This window comes from Bacillus sp. FSL R5-0512, from assembly GCF_038593295.1.
GTDB lineage: Bacteria > Bacillota > Bacilli > Bacillales > Bacillaceae > Bacillus > Bacillus safensis.
This window is the reverse complement of sequence record NZ_CP151982.1, coordinates 2,805,861-2,823,177: the sequence shown is the minus strand read 5'-3', so window position 1 is coordinate 2,823,177 and position 17,317 is coordinate 2,805,861. Positions and strand designations below refer to the sequence as shown.

General features: G+C 40.6%; 19 protein-coding genes. 7 read left to right on the top strand and 12 right to left on the bottom strand.

What is annotated here, in order from left to right; genetic code table 11:
* Positions 1–13: 13 nt before the first annotated feature.
* Positions 14–370 carry a hypothetical protein gene (locus NSQ25_RS14625; RefSeq protein WP_041115816.1) on the bottom strand — a complete coding sequence of 119 codons (357 nt, stop codon included), beginning with the start codon at positions 368–370 and terminating at the stop codon, positions 14–16.
* A gap of 505 nt (positions 371–875) precedes the next feature.
* On the opposite strand from NSQ25_RS14625, the gene degQ reads away from it, so the two are divergent.
* The 6 genes from degQ (at position 876) to NSQ25_RS14595 (ending at position 5,751) form a co-directional block, all read left to right on the top strand.
* Positions 876–1,016: a degradation enzyme regulation protein DegQ gene (gene degQ, locus NSQ25_RS14620; RefSeq protein ID WP_003213123.1), complete on the top strand. Its 141-nt coding sequence runs from the start codon at positions 876–878 to the stop codon at positions 1,014–1,016.
* 151 nt (positions 1,017–1,167) lie between these two features.
* Positions 1,168–2,082, top strand: a complete 915-nt coding sequence (locus NSQ25_RS14615) for a polyprenyl synthetase family protein (RefSeq protein ID WP_070325968.1) — start codon at positions 1,168–1,170, stop codon at positions 2,080–2,082.
* Positions 2,079–2,246 carry a competence pheromone ComX gene (gene comX / locus NSQ25_RS14610; RefSeq protein WP_080696376.1) on the top strand — a complete coding sequence of 56 codons (168 nt, stop codon included), beginning with the start codon at positions 2,079–2,081 and terminating at the stop codon, positions 2,244–2,246. Before NSQ25_RS14615 ends, comX begins: the two co-directional genes overlap by 4 nt.
* Before the next feature lie 57 nt (positions 2,247–2,303).
* Positions 2,304–4,616 (top strand): ATP-binding protein, encoded by a 2,313-nt coding sequence (locus tag NSQ25_RS14605; protein ID WP_120207602.1) that lies wholly within the window; start codon positions 2,304–2,306, stop codon positions 4,614–4,616.
* An 80-nt stretch (positions 4,617–4,696) separates the two neighbouring features.
* On the top strand, positions 4,697–5,338 hold the full coding sequence (locus NSQ25_RS14600) for a response regulator transcription factor (protein WP_034282566.1): 642 nt from the start codon (positions 4,697–4,699) through the stop codon (positions 5,336–5,338).
* Positions 5,339–5,361: 23 nt separating this feature from the next.
* A complete protein-coding gene (locus NSQ25_RS14595) occupies positions 5,362–5,751 on the top strand; it encodes a hotdog fold thioesterase (RefSeq protein ID WP_024423321.1) in 390 nt (129 codons plus the stop codon).
* 92 nt (positions 5,752–5,843) lie between these two features.
* Here NSQ25_RS14595 and mnhG read toward each other — a convergent pair whose 3' ends face one another.
* The 7 genes from mnhG to NSQ25_RS14560 are packed head-to-tail and all read right to left on the bottom strand — an operon-like array spanning position 5,844 to position 11,614.
* Positions 5,844–6,218, bottom strand: coding sequence for a monovalent cation/H(+) antiporter subunit G (gene mnhG / locus NSQ25_RS14590; protein WP_024423320.1), 375 nt, complete (start codon positions 6,216–6,218; stop codon positions 5,844–5,846).
* Positions 6,202–6,483: a Na(+)/H(+) antiporter subunit F1 gene (locus NSQ25_RS14585; RefSeq protein WP_024425942.1), complete on the bottom strand. Its 282-nt coding sequence runs from the start codon at positions 6,481–6,483 to the stop codon at positions 6,202–6,204. The genes mnhG and NSQ25_RS14585 overlap by 17 nt, the downstream gene beginning before the upstream one ends.
* The gene (locus tag NSQ25_RS14580) at positions 6,483–6,962 is read right to left on the bottom strand and encodes a Na+/H+ antiporter subunit E (RefSeq protein WP_024425941.1); all 480 of its coding nucleotides are present in this window, start codon (positions 6,960–6,962) and stop codon (positions 6,483–6,485) included. Before NSQ25_RS14580 ends, NSQ25_RS14585 begins: the two co-directional genes overlap by 1 nt.
* A 6-nt stretch (positions 6,963–6,968) precedes the next feature.
* On the bottom strand, positions 6,969–8,447 hold the full coding sequence (locus NSQ25_RS14575; protein WP_326135721.1) for a Na+/H+ antiporter subunit D: 1,479 nt from the start codon (positions 8,445–8,447) through the stop codon (positions 6,969–6,971).
* Positions 8,440–8,781, bottom strand: a complete 342-nt coding sequence (locus tag NSQ25_RS14570; protein ID WP_024423316.1) for a Na(+)/H(+) antiporter subunit C — start codon at positions 8,779–8,781, stop codon at positions 8,440–8,442. Before NSQ25_RS14570 ends, NSQ25_RS14575 begins: the two co-directional genes overlap by 8 nt.
* Complete coding sequence (locus NSQ25_RS14565; RefSeq protein WP_024423315.1) at positions 8,781–9,212, bottom strand: Na(+)/H(+) antiporter subunit B; 432 nt, start codon at positions 9,210–9,212, stop codon at positions 8,781–8,783. The genes NSQ25_RS14570 and NSQ25_RS14565 overlap by 1 nt, the downstream gene beginning before the upstream one ends.
* Entirely contained in the window at positions 9,209–11,614 is a 2,406-nt protein-coding gene (locus NSQ25_RS14560) for a Na+/H+ antiporter subunit A (RefSeq protein ID WP_034282561.1), read from the bottom strand. Before NSQ25_RS14560 ends, NSQ25_RS14565 begins: the two co-directional genes overlap by 4 nt.
* A gap of 218 nt (positions 11,615–11,832) precedes the next feature.
* Between NSQ25_RS14560 and NSQ25_RS14555 the strand changes: the two genes are divergently transcribed.
* The gene (locus NSQ25_RS14555) at positions 11,833–12,042 is read left to right on the top strand and encodes a hypothetical protein (RefSeq protein ID WP_024423313.1); all 210 of its coding nucleotides are present in this window, start codon (positions 11,833–11,835) and stop codon (positions 12,040–12,042) included.
* Positions 12,043–12,116: 74 nt separating this feature from the next.
* On the opposite strand, the gene NSQ25_RS14550 is transcribed toward NSQ25_RS14555, so the two are convergent.
* From NSQ25_RS14550 to NSQ25_RS14535, 4 genes are all read right to left on the bottom strand, one after another.
* Positions 12,117–13,454 (bottom strand): 2-hydroxycarboxylate transporter family protein, encoded by a 1,338-nt coding sequence (locus tag NSQ25_RS14550; protein WP_039181105.1) that lies wholly within the window; start codon positions 13,452–13,454, stop codon positions 12,117–12,119.
* Between the two features lie 176 nt (positions 13,455–13,630).
* Positions 13,631–14,590 (bottom strand): ABC transporter permease, encoded by a 960-nt coding sequence (locus NSQ25_RS14545; protein WP_024423311.1) that lies wholly within the window; start codon positions 14,588–14,590, stop codon positions 13,631–13,633.
* Entirely contained in the window at positions 14,591–15,637 is a 1,047-nt protein-coding gene (locus NSQ25_RS14540; protein ID WP_326135720.1) for an ABC transporter permease, read from the bottom strand. It abuts the gene before it with no gap.
* Complete coding sequence (locus NSQ25_RS14535) at positions 15,630–17,165, bottom strand: ABC transporter ATP-binding protein (RefSeq protein ID WP_046313354.1); 1,536 nt, start codon at positions 17,163–17,165, stop codon at positions 15,630–15,632. The genes NSQ25_RS14540 and NSQ25_RS14535 overlap by 8 nt, the downstream gene beginning before the upstream one ends.
* Positions 17,166–17,317 lie beyond the last annotated feature (152 nt).

The window sequence follows — 17,317 nt, the reverse complement described above, 5'->3', positions numbered from 1 at the left end:
GGCTTTTTCTTTGTCATGCCCACTTTAAAAGAAGAAAAAGTCTGCTGGAGGCAAGAGACAAGTAGATGCGAATCCCTTCTGGACTAAAGCGGATATCAATGCCGCTTTTCACACCGATTTGCTTCAGCATTCGGATGACACTTGTGGAATCAGAGCGCTCAGCAGCCTCCATGATGCGCTGCGCAAACGGAAGGGAGCTGGAAATTTGCTGCGTAATGAGTGAAGCATCAGCAACGAGGCGGGCTGATTCTTTTGCGGCTCGTTGAAATGAGTGGGCATCTACTGGAGGAAAAGTCATTGGCGTGCGCGGCGGGTATGCGCGGCTCATTGCGGGAACCTGCAAAGCAGGATAAGGAACATAGTAAAACACATGGTCACCTCTTCTCTCATTGACGTGAAATTGGACGGATATCTGTTCTAAATGTATGTAGAAAATCAGAATAAAGAATCAAAATGATCTTTCTATCTTTGTAATTCCAGCATAAAAATAGGTACTTTTGCGGTCAATTTCGGTGAATGTCGCCAAAAAATTGCGGTGTCCACAATAGCATCTGTCGTCTGACCTATGACACGCAAAACCGAAGATGCAGAGGGGATCGTACGTTCTATCGGGAGAGAAGTGTGACGAATGATGCCTATTCCTGTCGCAAAAATGACGCAATTCCTTTGAAATTGAGATAAAAGTATGATTTGAAAAGTCAGAAAATGATGAAAAAAGACCTATTGAATTTTGCGGTATCGCGCACACGTTTTGTGCATACTTTTCGGTGAAAAAATACTCAATTACATTTACACTGTTAGTAACAGATCAAATACTTATGACCCAATCACCATACACAAATACATTGATCTTCCAAAAAAGGAGAGTGGAATCGATGGAAAAGTATGAAATCGAAGAACTTAAACAATTATTATGGAAACTTGAAAACGAAATCAGAGAAACAACGGCTTCTCTTCATAACATTAACAAAAGCATTGATCAATACGACAAATATGAATATGTGAAAATTTCTTAAAGACTTGATAATCATCAAGTCTTTTTTTTATCCAAATACATACAAAAAAAGGATATATTATTATATAATTGTTAAATAGTGATGTCAGTGGACATTTGCTCATGTCTTTTTAGTAAAATAAAAGGCGGAAGGGTGAGGTACAAGATCGAGTATGCTAAACTATCTAGAGAATACAAAAATCAAGCAGAATATGTCTGATTTTATTCAACATGCAGTCAGGCAGAATGATTTACAAAAGCTGCTTTTGAAATTTACAGATAGAAAAAAAGAATTTCCTCTTGGTCAATTAGCTTATCAGCATTATGAGGCATTTGACGGACAAGACAAGCAAGCGATTACAAAACTGGCAGCAGGGATTGAACTTCTCATCTTATCTGCCGATATATTAGATGATATTGAAGATCAGGACAATAATTCCTACCCTTGGATGAACGTCGACCAAGGAGTGGCCATCAATGCTTCTACGTATTTGTATACGGTGAGTATCCAATTCATCACATCAATTTGTGAAAATAATTCTCAACTAATAGAGAAACTGTTCCACTTCATCAAAATGTCAATGGAAGGTCAGCATGAGGATTTGCGACATTTGCATGGAACAGAAGAAGAGTGTGTAGAGGTTTTAAGGAAAAAATCAGGATCTTTAACAGCTCTTTCTAGCGTACTGGGTGTTTATTTAGCGACAGGAAAAATAAACGCTACTGTGGAATCTTATTCGATATATTATGGTGTTGCTGAACAGATCAGTAACGATTTTTTTGCGTTATTTTCAAAATCAAACGGAGATTTTCAAAAAAAACAAACACTGGCATTCAGTTATTTACAAAGACGTTTTAACGATGCCAGTCAAGAGCTTCTTTCCTTCTTTTCTAACCGGCTGGAAGAGTCAGAGCAAAAGCCGTTTCAACTGAAGCAGAAGTTACTTGAAGCTGGTTTGACTCAGTACATGGTATCGATGAGAGAGATTATGCTGTTAAAAATGAAGCGTGGAATGGAACAACTTGATTTACCTAAAACGAAGAAGGAACAATTATATGCATTTATGACAAAGGAGGGCAATGATTGAACATTCAAAATATCATTGCACATCTAATGAAGAACCCAGTTGTGATCGATGAATTGAAATCTGGAAATGCAAGTTTAATTCATGCAGATGCACAAACAACCGCAGCCATTATAAAAGGTGTAGAAAAAGGATACATGAGTGCGAAATACATCTGGGAGTATTAATTTTAAGATCCAACCTGTATGATTATTTAATGATCTTTTCTTAAGGATGTTTTAAACATGAAGCTTACCTATACAAAATTGTCCACATTTCTTGTGTTTTTGTCTTTTTTATTTGTGATCTATATTTCATATATCTATGTATTTGATATTTTTAATGGTGCACGTGTAGAAAAGAATGAAAATGGTCAAACGGAAGTTGTTGACGTTGAATATCTTTCTTTAGCTTATTCGTCAGGGTTAAAAGAAGGAGATATTATTTTAAAAATAAACGGACAATCTAATTTAATTCAAGATCATATGATTAATGGTAAGCTTAGAAATGTACAAAGAATTGATATTCAAAGAGGAAACCAAATTATATCACTTAAAAATAAAACATTGATTGGTCGAGAAAGCTTATTTATCTATTTAATCCCTCTTCTTCTATATTCAATATGCTTATTCTGTATCTTTTTTATTATTAAAATCAACAAAGAGCCGCAACGAAAATCTGCATTTTTATTAATTTTATTCTTATTGTCAATTTGTGTTGGATATCTGAGTGCAGGTACTTCAGGAATTGGTGATAGATTTAGCCATTATGTTCTCTTATTGTGTTTATCGAGTGTATCCATCTTATATATTCATTTTATCTATCAATACTTCAAAGAATTTGATGTGCACTTAACGAACCCAAAACTAATCAGATGCTTATACTTGATACCTATTTTTAATCTTGCAGTACATAGTGGAGTTTCGGTGTCATCTGAATTGAGAAAATATGTTCCAAGCATCAGTTTGCTGTTTTTTTTCGGAACAGTTTTAGTAGCACTTTATTTAATAGTCAGAGGGATGAAGAGATATAAAAAAACAGCACATGGTTCAGTTTTAAAGTTTTTTGCTATTATAAATGTTTTGTCGTTCAGTCCATTTATTTTATTTTTCGTTATTCCCTATGTATTTTTTGATAAGTATTTGATTAATCCTTTTATCCTGACATCTATCGTTTTGTTAATTCCTTTTTCACTCGTGTACCAATTTATGACGAACAAACTTTACAATATGGATTTTCTAATTAGTAGACTGAGATACTATGGCTTTCTAGCCATCACACCAACCATTTTCGTTGTAGTCACGTTTTACATTTTGCAGAAACCAGAAGATTTGAAGTACACATTGAAGCTCGCATTAATCACTTATACTCTCATGCTGGCTGTTTTTTATTTCAAAGAAATTCTAGATTTCCGTTTTCGTCTGAAGCGTTTTTCAGAGAAGCATAATTACCAGGACAGTGTGTTTAAATTCACGCAGCTCATTCGTGAGGCGTCATCACTTCACCAAGTGTTATACCATTTGAAATACACCATTTTAGAAGTGCTTGTTGTTAATAAAGCCTTTGTACTTGAGGTGAAGGCTGATGGGCAAATTGTTGAAATTGATGAGTCAACAGGAGATAGCGAGCTATGGAAAGAGTATGTGGATCAATTTCAAGATATATTAGATGAAGTCGGGAAAATCATTGCGCTTGATAAAGGGTTTATGATGAAAATTGGTGAGCGGGGCGGTCACTCTTTTGTGATTTGCTGTTTATCTAATTTACGGACACCGAAATTGTCGCGCGATGAGATTTCTTGGCTGAAAACATTGGCCTTTTATACAAGTGTCAGTTTGGAAAATGTCGTTAAAATCGAAGAATTGATGGAGCACCTTGACGATTTGAAGCAGCGCGAGGCCAATCCTGCCTGGCTGAAGAAAATCATGTTTGCTATGGAAGAAAAGCAGCGTTCAGATTTAGCGAGAGATCTTCATGATTCCGTGCTGCAGGACTTGATATCACTAAAAAGGCAGTCGGAGATGTTTTTAACGAATTTCCAAAACAACCAATGCCCGACATCTATTGAAAATTCGCTTATCTCATGGAATGATCAAATGTCCAAAGTGATTCAAACGACGAGAGAAACGTGTCATGAGCTTCGGCCGCAGCTGCTGTATGATTTAGGTTTAGTAAAGGCGATATCGAAGCTGACTTCTCAAATCCAGGAGGAAGCACCGTTTCATATTAGGCTGAATACGACACGCTTTGATAAAGAATTGGACATTGATATTGATTCACAGCTGAATATTTACCGAATTGTTCAGGAGCTGTTATCCAACGCCCTGAAGCACTCAAAAGCCACTCAAGTGTTAGTGATGCTGATTTGTATTAAAGATCAGGTTGTTCTTCACTATGAGGATGATGGAGTCGGTTTTGATGCCAGTCATCTTGATCAGCACACAATGAGCATGGGTCTGTCGGGAATTAGAGAACGAGTGAAAGCGTTAAATGGAAAGCTTCAAATTCACACAGCCCCGGAAAAAGGGCTCAAGGTGAAAATTGAAATGGAATTGTAACGATTTATTAAGGATTAAGACTTGGCATCAGCCAAGTCTTTTATATAAAATGGAAGTGAGTGATTTAAAGGGAGGAAGACATGAAGAAGATATTGGTCATTGATGATCATCCGGCTGTCATGGAAGGGACAAAAAGCATATTAGAATCAGACCAGCAGCTATCAGTCGATTGTTTAAGTCCTGATGCAGAAGCCGCCTTTTTAAAGACGCATGACTTTTCCATCTATGATGTGATTTTAATGGATTTAAATCTCGGGGATATCAATGGAATGGACATTGCGAAACAAATTTTAGAAACCAACCATCAAGTGAAAATTATCATTTATACAGGGTATGAAGTAGATGATTATTTTGAAGAGGCTATTCGGGCTGGATTACACGGTGCAATTAGCAAAACAGAGACGAAAGACAAAATTATTGAATACATACACCGCACATTGCAAGGGGAAGTTGTCATTCAGCTGTCCTATTTAAAGAAATTAATTTCACAGCAGCAAGAAAAGCCAGAACAGGCGCAGCAGACTGATCACGAGCTCTTAACCGAACGGGAGTGTTTGATCCTTAGAGAAGTGGAAAAAGGATACACGAACCAGGAGATTGCCGATGTGCTTCATTTGAGCAAACGGTCAATTGAGTACAGTTTGACATCCATCTTTAATAAGCTGAATGTTGGATCTCGTACAGAAGCGGTGTTAATTGCCAAGTCTGAAAGTGTGCTGTAAACGTGTGAAGGGAGAGGGCCTTAATGGATGTGAGCGGATCAAATACACTGCTTGAGGCACTAGGCATTGAGATTGTAGAGTGCAATAAATCACGATGCGTTGCAACAATGCCAGTCGATCACAGAACAAAACAGCCATTTGGACTGCTGCACGGGGGAGCATCTGCTGCTCTAGCAGAAACAGTGGCGAGCATGGGGGCTGCTGCTCATTTGGACTTAACGCAGCAAGTTTGCTCAGGTATTGAAATCAATGCCAATCATTTAAAATCTGTACGCGATGGAGTGGTGACAGCGACAGCTGTTCCAGTACATGTAGGACGGCGTACAATGGTATTTCAAATCGATATAAAAGATGATCGAGACCGGCACATTTGTACGTCAAGATGCACACTTGCTGTCATTGATCGCATATAAAAAAGCTCCCGGTGCAGCGGAAACTTTTTTTGTATGCTGTTGCGCGATAAAAAAAGAATGGCCCAACATGGCAGGCCATTCTTTTTTGCTTTTTATAAATAAGAATCTTCTTTTCGCTTAATCACAAAGTTACGGAAACCGCCATAATCATCTTGGACACTGCGCTTGTCGAGCTTAACACCAGTATTGTACGCGGCTCTTCCGATCAAGTGCGCGCCGACTGGTGCTGTCAGGAAGATGAATACGATCCCGAGAAGGATTTTTGCAGAAATAACGCCTGCAAGAAACCATTCGTGAAAAAACACACCTACTAAAATCAGAACAACGCCAAGGGTCGATGCTTTTGATGCAGCATGCATACGTGTGTAAACATCCGGCAGGCGAAGGACACCAATGGCTGAAATCAAACAGAGGATAGCGCCTAGCAGGATAAAGAAAATCACGATGGCTTTAGCGATGACGATCATTTTCAATCACTTCCCCTTTCTCAAGGAATTTGGAAAAAGCGACAGTACCGATAAAGGCAAGGATGCCGAGCAGTAAAATAATCTCAAAGAATGCAGTGGTTTTCAGTAAAATTGAAACGATGGCTGTCATCCCAATTAAATTGATTCCTATCGCATCAAGTGCACTCACGCGATCAGGAATAGAGGGACCTTTGATCACTCGTATCACAAAAAGCAAAGTAGACAGCGCAAGAATGCCAAGTGACATTTGCAAAATGAGTTCCATTACTTACCGCTCACCTCCTGAATCGCTTTTTCAAATGAAACCCGGATATCATGAATGGCTTTTTCAGCATCTTCAATATCCATTGCATGAATGTATAAAATGGACCGATCATCGGAAATATCAATCACTAGTGTACCTGGTGTCAATGTAATCATATTTGCCAGTATGGTGATTTCCCAATCTGTTTTCAAGTCCGTACGAAAGGCGAAAATACCGGGCTTAATCGTGAGCTTTGGAGATAATACGGTCTTTAATACACTTAAATTGGCAAGAAGCAGCTCGCGAATAAAAATGATGATCAGCTTGAAAATCGCATAAAGGGCATAGCCGTAAAAACGCTGCGGGAAAAATCGGCGCAGCATAAAAATGGCGATCATCCCTAATGCAAAACCTGATACAAAGTCTGCGGCTCTGTATGTATCATTCATAAACATCCATGTAAAGGCGAGGAGTGCGTTTAGTAATATTTGAAAGGCCATGTTCATCTACTCCTTCAGCACAGCTTGAATATATTTTTCTGGTGTAGAGAGCATTTCCGCTGCTTGATTGATATAAGGGGCAATGAACTCTGTCCCTAACCCAATGGCAAGCGATAAGACGACAAGCAGTACGCCAGGGTACACCATTCCTTTAATTGACGGCTTTCTTCTTCGCATATCCTGTTCCTCGCCCCAAAATGCGGACATGAAAATCTTCATAATAGAGTAGAGGACAAGAAGACTGGACAGTAAGACCAGGATAGAAAACGTCATGTGTCCAGCAGAAAATCCACCTTCCACAATTTTTAGTTTTCCAACAAAGCCACTCAGCGGCGGAATTCCTGCAAGCGATAAAGCCGATATGAAGAACATCCATCCTAATAGAGGCTGGGATTGAATCAGTCCGCCCATTTTTTTCAGTTGATTTGTACCAGCATACACAAAGAGGGCACCTGCCAGCATAAATAAAGCCCCTTTGATCACCATGTCGTGAATGAGATAATAAATGGCACCTTGGAGTGATGCAGGTGTGTTGGCTGCAAATCCAAACAAAATGACCCCAACAGCTGTGACAATGTTATAAATCACGATCTTCTGTACATCATAATAGGCGATCGAGCCTATCACACCGAATATCACCGTCAGTGCGGCAAGCCACGCCATGAGTGTATGGGTGAAGCCTGTATCGTGTATAAAAATTAATGTAAAGACTCTGGCAATCGCATATAAGCCAACCTTTGTCAGCAAAGCCCCAAATAGAGCTGAAATCGCTGCTGGCGGCGCGTGATACGATCCTGGCAGCCAGAAATAAAGCGGGAAGATCCCAGCTTTTAAGCCGAATACAATGAGGAACAGGATGGAAATAACAGTGATTAGCCCTGTTTGCCCTGATTCAGCTATTTTCACACTTAAATCAGCCATATTGAGCGTACCCGTCACTGCATATAAACAGGCGACTCCGACAATAAATAATGCCGACGAGATGATATTAAACACAATATATTTGAGTGATTCACGAAGCTGAGGCTTTGATCCGCCTAATACAATAAGCATATAAGATGCCATCAGCAGTAACTCAAAGAATACAAACAGGTTGAAAATATCTCCCGTTAAAAAGGCTCCGCTCACGCCAGCTAACAAAAACTGTACGCCAGAATAATAGAAGAGACGCTCTCTTTCTTTCCCAATCGTTTGAAAGGAGAAGAGGACTGTCACAAGCCCGACAACGGAAGCGGTCAGTACAAGGAGTGCAGCAAATTGATCGGCCACAAGGGCAATCCCAAATGGTGCTTTCCAGCCGCCCAAATAAAGGGTTTGTATCCCATTTGTGAAAATCGTTTGAACCAAATATGCATTACATATAATGGCTGAAAGAGATGCCAAGACACTAAAGACTCTTGACAGCATGATGTTTTTATTCATAAAGATCAACAGTGTAGCAGCTAGTAATGGAATTAAAATAGGCAGGATCACGAGATTATTCATGCTGATCATTTCCTCTCATTTGATCCATGTCATCTGTTCGCAGCTCTTGGAAGGCACGGAAGGCCATGACAAGTAATAAGGATGTCACACCAAAAGCAATGACAATGGCTGTTAAAATTAATGCTTGTGGTAATGGATCTACATAGGATGTGAGCCCCTCTTTTAGAACGGGAGGCGCTCCTTTTTTTAAACCGCCCATTGTTAAAAGAAGCAAGTGGACGCCGTGACTCAAAACAGCAGTACCGACGATGACCCGCAGAAGGCTCTTTGACAGCATCAAATAGGTCGCCGCCATAAAAATAATTCCGACGATAATAGACATTAGAAATTCCATTATTCCTTCTCTCCAATCATTTGAATAATGGTCATGGTGACACCGACAACAACCAAATACACACCGATATCAAACAGGACGGCTGTCGCTAGTTCTGTTTTTCCTAAAAACGGTAATTGAAAATAATCAAATGCATGGGATAGAAAAGGTGCACCGAATAGAAAGGATCCCATACCTGTCAGGATCGCAACGAGCAAACCGGCTCCAGTTACATAAATAAAGTCAAATGGCAAAATGCGTCTTACTGTTTTCAGATCATAGGCTAAAAGCAGAAGAACGACAGCCGCAGCACTCATCAGGCCGCCAATGAATCCGCCGCCAGGATTGTTATGTCCTGCAAGAAATAGGTGAAGGGAGAAAAGCAAGATGATGAATGCTGTGATTTTTGTTGTGACTTGCAAAAGCATATCATTCGTATCAATCTTTCTCATCGCCGCACACCTCTCTTCCGTTTTACTTGTGTTTTTAATAACCCATAAATACCAAGTGCCGCAATGGCGAGCACGGTAATTTCAAAAAGGGTATCAAAGCCCCTGAAATCTACAAGAATGACATTAACAATATTGTCACCGCCAGCAAGTTTGTAGCTGTTTTCAATAAAGTAAGTTGAGATGGTGTCAAGTGACTGCTGACTTGTGGAAGCGAAGGCTAGACAAGTGACAACAACCCCAACACCTAAAGAAATGATGAAATTGGTCATTTTGAATCTTCTCGTTTTTTGCTTTAAGCTCAGCTTCGGCAAATGATAGAAGCAAAGCAAAAACAGTGCGACTGAAATCGTTTCAATAATCAACTGCGTCAGCGCAAGGTCAGGTGCTCTGAAAATCACGAAGAATAGTGACAGCGTGTAGCCCATGACACCTAGAGCAATAATAGCTGTTAATCGTGAGCTTGCGAATACTGTGGCAATCGTCGCCGCCACCATCACAAGTGAAAGAATCACCTCATACGTGCCAATTGAGGCAGCCTGATCTGTTTGAAATGAAAAGGCCTGCTGATAAAACATCACGCCGCCAATGACGATAATCATGAACCCAAACACATAGACAAGATAGTCACGAAGAAAACCAGTCATATAACTGTTTGTCAGGCGGTATGAACCTTTTTCCAAACCGATAAGAGAGCGGTCGTATAAAGCGTTAAATGACCATTTTTCCTTAAAGATGTTGTATATTGGACGCCATTTTGAAAGCGTCAAGTAGCCGATTGTGCCGAGTACAACAACACCTATTGTCATATAGAGTTCTGGCTGGAAGCCATGCCATGCTTCAATTTTTACAGAAAACCGGCTTCCTGTTTCAATCGCTTCAGGAATGATCGCCGCAATTGCGGGTTCAATGACAGAATAGGCAAGAATATTAGGGAAAAAGAAGAAGGTGACCACAAGTGCAGCTAGAATGATGGGCGGAATGAGCATGCCGATCGGTGCTTCATGCGGTTTTTTCTCCAATTGGTCTATATTCAGACGGCCTCTAAAAGTTTTAAAGAGGAGCATCATACTATAAATGAACGTAAAGACACTAGCGAGCCAAGCGAGTGCTGGGAAGATGGCACCCCATGTTGAAACGTCCGTAAAGCTGATATCGGAAATCCGTATCATACTTGTGAAAAATAGCTCTTTACTTAAGAAACCGTTAAATGGCGGTAATCCGGCCATTGAAAATGTACCGATTAACGTAATGGTGAAGGTAATCGGCATGATCGTCATTAATCCGCCTAATTTCCGAATGTCACGAGTTCCTGTTTCATGATCGATAATACCAGCTGCCATAAAGAGACTGCCTTTAAACGTAGCATGGTTAATGAGGTGAAAAATAGCTGCAAGAACGGCTGCGCCAAAAAAGGCAGGATTGTTTTCATGAATCGCAGCTGCGCCGACGCCAAGCATGAGCATAATCATGCCGAGCTGACTCACTGTCGAATAGGCCAGAATGGCTTTCAAATCGTTTTGTCGGACGGCGTGGAATGATCCCCAGAATAATGTGACAAGTCCCACGATGGAAATGGTCCAGAACCATACCTCTGATATAGCAAAGATTGGACTGAAGCGGGCAACAAGATAAATACCGGCTTTCACCATCGTAGCAGAATGCAGATAACTGCTCACAGGGGTCGGTGCTTCCATTGCATCAGGCAGCCAGATATAGAATGGGAACTGCGCTGATTTCGTAAAGGCACCTAGTAAGATTAGGATCATGGCAGGGATAAAGTAAGGTGATGCCATAATGAGCTGAAGCTGATTCACTGCTTCACGAATACTGAATGAATCAGTAATCAGGTAAATGAGGATGAAGCCGCCAAGCATAGCTAATCCGCCAAAAACAGTAATAAGCAGTGATTTTGTTGCTCCATACCTAGAGCGGTCCCGCTTATACCAATACCCAATTAAGAGGAAGGAAGAGATACTCGTTAACTCCCAAAACAAGTATAGAACGACCATGTTGTCAGAAAGAACGACACCCAGCATCGCGGTCATAAACATGAGCAAATACGTGTAGAAAGAGCCAAGCTGTTCTTTTTCCTTTGATAAGTAGAAAATACTGTACAGCACCACTAGTGAGCCGATACCTGTAATTAATAAAGCAAATAACAGGCTGAGACCATCGACATACACAGTGAAATTCATCCCTAAAGATGGAATCCATTCAGCCTGTGAGAAAAGCGTTCGTCCATTCGAAGTGATGTGTAACATTTGGATGAAATAGGTAAATAAAAGAATCGGCAAGATGAGAACAAACCATCCTGTATGTATACGCCTCACATATTTGTAAAGGAAAGGTACAACAAAAGCGAGTAAAAAAGGTGATAGGATGGCGAAGTGAATAAGCTGCAAGAAAATGAACCTCCTTTGATCAATATAAATTCACGTTCTAAAGAACTGGTAATTAAAATTATAGCGTAAATACAGCCATAGTGCATTGGTTTGAAACGATTTCAAGCAAACTGTATTTGTTTTAGGTTCTTTTGACCACAAAATAATTTTATCAAAAATGATACTCATTGTATATTGTTTTGTTTTTCGTACATGCTTTTCTTAAAGGAGCTGATCAAATGAAACGAAAGATCGCCATCAGCTTAAGCCTATTCTGCACGATTTTAGGAGGAGCATTCTTGATCGACCGAAATGATCAAAAAAGGTGGCAGGCCGGGAGTGAATGGCCGCTGTTTTCTGAGCATCTTCTTCACATGAGCTATCAAGAAACCAAGCTGTATCCTTTTCAGCCCAGGGAATATTTACGAATTGTATTAGCTGATGAATAAGATCCTATAGGAGAAAAGAAATATAAAAAAAGCATGGGTCCATGTGAGAGCCCATGCTTTTTATGTGTGAATGTTTAACTAAACATTCTGAGTAAGATCGTTGCACAGATGACTGTTGCTGCTCCGCCAAGTCGTGTAGATACTTGTGCGAAAGGCATAAGACCCATTCTTCCAGAAGCTGAAAGAATGGCAACGTCACCAGTACCGCCAAGTCCGCTGTGACAGCCAGTGACAATAGCTGATTCTACTGGATACATGTTCATTAGTTTTCCAACGAAGTAACCAGAACCAACCATTGCGAGTACAACAGCGATACATACGCATACGAATGGAATGGAGATGACAGTTGCTACATCATCAAGTGGAATGTACAGAATACCGAGACCAACCATTAGCGGCCATGTAAAACTTCTTGATACAAACTTGTAGAACTGCTGTGAGCCATTTTGAAGATGCTGAGGCATCACGTTTAAGTATTTGATTAAAGCAGCAAGAACAATCATTAAGATTGGACCTGGAATATGAACAAAGCTTTCTAACAAACCACCAAAGATGAAGGTTGTACAAGCAACGAGTACACCAGCACCCATTAACCCGAAATCAACTTTTGCATCCATATCTGGCTGCTCGAAAATTTCGTTTGCTTCTTTAGATTTCACAAGACGGCCATTCCCGTTCAGTTCAGGACGTTTTTCACCAAGCTTTTTCATTGCGCCAGCACAGATAATGGCAATGACGTTCCCAATGACAGCCGCAGGAATTAATTGAGAAATTAATGACTCTGCTGACACATCAAGAATTTGTGAATAAGCGATAGATAATGGCAAAATCCCTTCACCAACACCACCGGCAATAATCGGTACAATAATAAAGAAGAATGAATGATGCGGTGTGTAACCAACTAAAAGGCCAACAAGGATACCAGCACTCACAGCTGCAATTGTACCTGCAACTAGAGGAACAAACATACGAATAAGGCCTTGTACTAAAACAGTTCGCTGCATCCCAAGAATACTACCTACTACAAGAGCAGAAATATAGAAGTAAAGGAAGTTCGACGTTTTCATAAGAGACGTAACCGCTTCCAATGAGTTCGGATTCAGAACATTAAAAAAGACCAGGAACGATGGTACGAATAAAGAAAGAATCGCCGGTCCACCAATATCTTTTAAGATTGGAATACGTTGTCCTACATCTCCAAGGAAAATCCCCAAAATCATAATAACAGCGAAACCACCAAGCATATTTGCTGGAATTTTATTAAAATAAGCGGCAGTTAAAATAATCGCTGCAAGTACTAAATACACAGGTAGATCAATAACACCAATTTTCCAAGACATGATCTTACGGAAAACGCTTTTATTATTGTCAGAATCGTCTGTAATCGATTTCAATTGTTGTGCATTAGCCACATAAACACCCCCAAATGCTATTTGTCTCAATTGTAGAAGATTCAATGACACTCTTCTATTTATTAAACTAAAATAAGTGTAATAAAAGTAAAATAAACAGGAGTTTTTGAGTTTTTTATCATACAAAAATCCCCTGAAGGTAGTTTGTCCTTCAGGGGATTGATCATACATCATATTTATCGTTTTCCTTTTAGATAAGGCGTACCAAGTGCTTTCGGTGCATCGGCACGTCCGATGAAGCCAGTAAGTGCTAAAATGGTGAGCACATATGGTGCTATGAGCATATACACATTCGGTATATCTTGGAACAGTGGCAGGAGAGAGCCAATGATGCTTAAACTTTGAGCAAATCCAAAGAATAAAGCAGCGCCCATTGCGCCAAATGGATGCCATTTACCGAATACAAGCGCAGCTAGTGCGATGAAGCCTTGTCCAGTAATGGTGGCATGTGAGAAATCAAGCGCGATCGTTGAGGCATAAACAGCTCCGCCAAGACCGCCAAACAGTCCACTAATGAAAACAGCAATGTAACGCATCCGGTACACTTTGATACCCATTGTATCAGCTGCCATTGGATGCTCTCCGACTGCACGAAGACGAAGACCAAACGGCATTTTAAATAAAACAAACCAAGCAACAACCGCAAGAGCTAAGGCGAGTATGGACGTATAATAAACATCTTTAAAGAAAATATCACCAATGATCGGAATGTCACTTAAAAGGGGGATATCTCCTTTATAGAAAGGCTCTGTAATTTTATCAGTTTGTGCTTTTCCATAAATCAGTTTGACGACAAACAATGTAGCGCCAAGTGCCAGCATGTTAATCGCCACACCACTGACCGTTTGATCAGCTCGGAAGGTAATGGTCGCCACTGCATGAATCAGTGAGAACAAACCGCCAACAGCCATTCCGACGAGAAGCCCAAGCCACGGGGTCAAGGCTCCAAACGTATCAGCAAAAAATAAGTTAAAAATAATGCTTGAAAATGCTCCGACGACCATCAACCCTTCAAGACCGATATTGACGACACCTGATCTTTCTGAAAAGACGCCTCCAAGAGCGGTTAAAATAAGTGGTGCAGCATAAACAAGTGTAGCTGGGACGATGATTTCAAGTATTTGCAGAAATCCCACTTATTTTCCCCCCTTTTTCTTCATTTGTTGAATCACAAGACGGATAATATAGCTTGAGGCGACGAAAAGAATGATGATCGCAATGACAATATCAACAACCTCAGTCGGTACGCCTGATTCAAGCGGCATATTTAATGCACCGACCTTCAATCCACCAAGCAATAATGCAGCAAGGACAACACCAACAGCCGTATTTCCACCTAATAAAGCGACGGCAATTCCATCAAAACCTACGCCTGTAAACGAGCCTTTAATAGAAGCATATTCAAATGTACCAAGACCTTCCATAGCGCCTGCAAGACCTGCAAAAGCACCTGAAATGAGCATCGCATAAATGATATTGCGGCGAACGTTCATACCAGCATAATGTGATGCCTGCTGGTTCATACCAACTGCTCGTAATTCAAACCCTTTAGACGTTTTTTGAATAATGATCCACATTACGACCGCAGCAATAATGGCAACAAAAATACCGTTATGCATTCGGGAAAAATCAGTGATCTGCTCAAAAAATCCAGAGCGGAGCGACGCAGTGGCATCGATTTTATCTGTTTTATCTTTATTATCTGTTAAGACATTTGAGATTAAATAGTTTGTGACATGAAGGGCGATGTAGTTCATCATGATAGTAACGATGACCTCATGCACATAAAAACGAGCTTTTAAAAATCCAGGAATAAAGCCCCATAAAGCACCTGCAGCAGCTGCGGTGATGAGTGCAAGCGGCAGATGAATATATAGAGGTGCATGGACAGTTGTTCCAATCCATACAGCGGCTACCCAGCCAACAAGCATTTGACCTTCTACACCGATATTAAACAGGCCTGTCCGAAATGCAAAGGCAACAGCAAGCCCTGATAAAATATAAGGTGTTACTTGTCTGATGGTTTCTCCCATATAATAGGTTTCACCGAAAACGCCATTCCAAAGGGCGCTATAGCCTTCGATGACACTATAACCGCTTGCCATCATAATAATGGCCCCAACCAAAAGACCAAGTACAATGGCTATAAGCGGAATCAGCAGATTTGTTAAGCGATTAGACATTTGCTTCTTTCCCCACTTCCTGTTGCGTACTTCCAGCCATTAATAGACCAAGCTCTTGCTCTGTTGTTTCTTTTGGATCAACAATGGCGACAATGCTGCCTTCGAAAATAACAGCGATCTTATCACTGACATTGATAATTTCATCAAGCTCAAAGGAGATGAGCAAAACGGCTTTGCCTGTGTCTCTTTGCTCGATTAGACGTTTATGAACAAATTCAATCGCACCAACATCAAGTCCACGTGTCGGCTGAGCGGCAATTAATAAATCAGGATTGCGGTCAACTTCACGGCCGATAATGGCTTTTTGCTGGTTACCGCCTGACAGAGCGCGCGCTTCTGTATATTCACTCGGTGTTCTGACGTCATATTCCGCAATGATTCGTTTTGCTTTTTGATAAATATTTTTCATATTCAATAATCCGAATTTTGAATAAGGACGCTGATAATACGTTTGTAAGGAAATGTTTTCTCCAATTGAAAAATCGAGTACAAGTCCATGTTTATGACGATCCTGAGGAATATGTCCAATCCCGGATTCGGTCACTTTACGAGGCGGGAGATTTTGAATGGCTTTCCCGTTTAGCATGATCGTGCCAGATTCTGATTTCTTTAGACCGGTAATGGCTTCAATTAATTCAGACTGGCCATTGCCATCTACCCCAGCAATTCCGACAATTTCGCCAGCCTTCACTGAGAGGTTCAACTGTTTGACCGCTTCAATTCCTCTGGCGTCTTTTACTGTGAGGTCTTGAATTTGAAGAACCTCCTCAGCAGGAGAAGCCGCTTTTTTATCTGTTTTAAATGACACTTCACGGCCAACCATGAGGCTTGCCAGTTCGTCTTTATTTGTACTTGCCACATCAAGTGTACGAATGCCTTGGCCTTTTCGGATAATGGTCACGCGATGACAGGCATCCATAATTTCTTTCAGCTTATGGGTGATTAAAATAATGGATTTGCCTTCATTGATTAAGTTTTTCATAATTTGTATGAGTTCTTTGATTTCTTGAGGTGTTAAAACGGCCGTTGGTTCGTCGAAGATCAAAATGTCAGCGCCGCGGTAAAGTGTTTTTAAAATTTCTGCACGCTGCTGCATGCCGACAGAGATGTCAGATACTTTTGCGGCAGGATCTATTTTCAAACCATAGCGGTCAGAAAGCTCTTGTACTTGCTGTATGGCTTGTTCTTTGTCAATCTTTCCAAACTTCTTTGGCTCTTTACCTAAAATGATGTTTTCAGCGACAGTGAAGGTATCGACAAGCATAAAGTGCTGATGCACCATTCCGATGCCTAAATCACTAGCATCATTTGGACTAGAGATGGTCACAGGTTTTCCGTGTACCTTGATTTCACCTTTTTCAGGCTGGTACAGTCCGAAAAGCACGTTCATGAGCGTTGATTTTCCAGCGCCGTTTTCACCAAGCAGCGCATGAATTTCGCCCTTTTTTAGCTGCAGCGTAATGTTGTCGTTTGCTACAATGCCAGGGAATTCTTTGCGTATATTCAACATTTCAATGACATAATCCACAGGTTTAACCGCTCCTTTTTTAGGGTGCTGATGAAGATAAAAACTAGCAAAAGAAAAGCTGCAAAACGAGGCTGCAGCTTTTCTTTTACCACCTTTTACGAATAAAGAGGAGGTAAAGGAGAGGCAAGGGGATAAGGCGCGCTTATCCCGAT

Excerpts from the sequence above, each read along its gene's own strand:
- degQ (WP_003213123.1), top strand. The coding sequence starts at position 876 with ATGGAAAAGTATGAAATCGAAGAACTTAAACAATTATTATGGAAACTT.
- NSQ25_RS14615 (WP_070325968.1), top strand. The coding sequence starts at position 1,168 with ATGCTAAACTATCTAGAGAATACAAAAATCAAGCAGAATATGTCTGAT.
- NSQ25_RS14605 (WP_120207602.1), top strand. The coding sequence starts at position 2,304 with ATGAAGCTTACCTATACAAAATTGTCCACATTTCTTGTGTTTTTGTCT.
- NSQ25_RS14600 (WP_034282566.1), top strand. The coding sequence starts at position 4,697 with ATGAAGAAGATATTGGTCATTGATGATCATCCGGCTGTCATGGAAGGG.
- NSQ25_RS14595 (WP_024423321.1), top strand. The coding sequence starts at position 5,362 with ATGGATGTGAGCGGATCAAATACACTGCTTGAGGCACTAGGCATTGAG.
- mnhG (WP_024423320.1), bottom strand. The coding sequence starts at position 6,218 with ATGATCGTCATCGCTAAAGCCATCGTGATTTTCTTTATCCTGCTAGGC.
- NSQ25_RS14585 (WP_024425942.1), bottom strand. The coding sequence starts at position 6,483 with ATGGAACTCATTTTGCAAATGTCACTTGGCATTCTTGCGCTGTCTACT.
- NSQ25_RS14580 (WP_024425941.1), bottom strand. The coding sequence starts at position 6,962 with ATGGCCTTTCAAATATTACTAAACGCACTCCTCGCCTTTACATGGATG.
- NSQ25_RS14575 (WP_326135721.1), bottom strand. The coding sequence starts at position 8,447 with ATGAATAATCTCGTGATCCTGCCTATTTTAATTCCATTACTAGCTGCT.
- NSQ25_RS14570 (WP_024423316.1), bottom strand. The coding sequence starts at position 8,781 with ATGGAATTTCTAATGTCTATTATCGTCGGAATTATTTTTATGGCGGCG.
- NSQ25_RS14565 (WP_024423315.1), bottom strand. The coding sequence starts at position 9,212 with ATGAGAAAGATTGATACGAATGATATGCTTTTGCAAGTCACAACAAAA.
- NSQ25_RS14555 (WP_024423313.1), top strand. The coding sequence starts at position 11,833 with ATGAAACGAAAGATCGCCATCAGCTTAAGCCTATTCTGCACGATTTTA.
- NSQ25_RS14540 (WP_326135720.1), bottom strand. The coding sequence starts at position 15,637 with ATGTCTAATCGCTTAACAAATCTGCTGATTCCGCTTATAGCCATTGTA.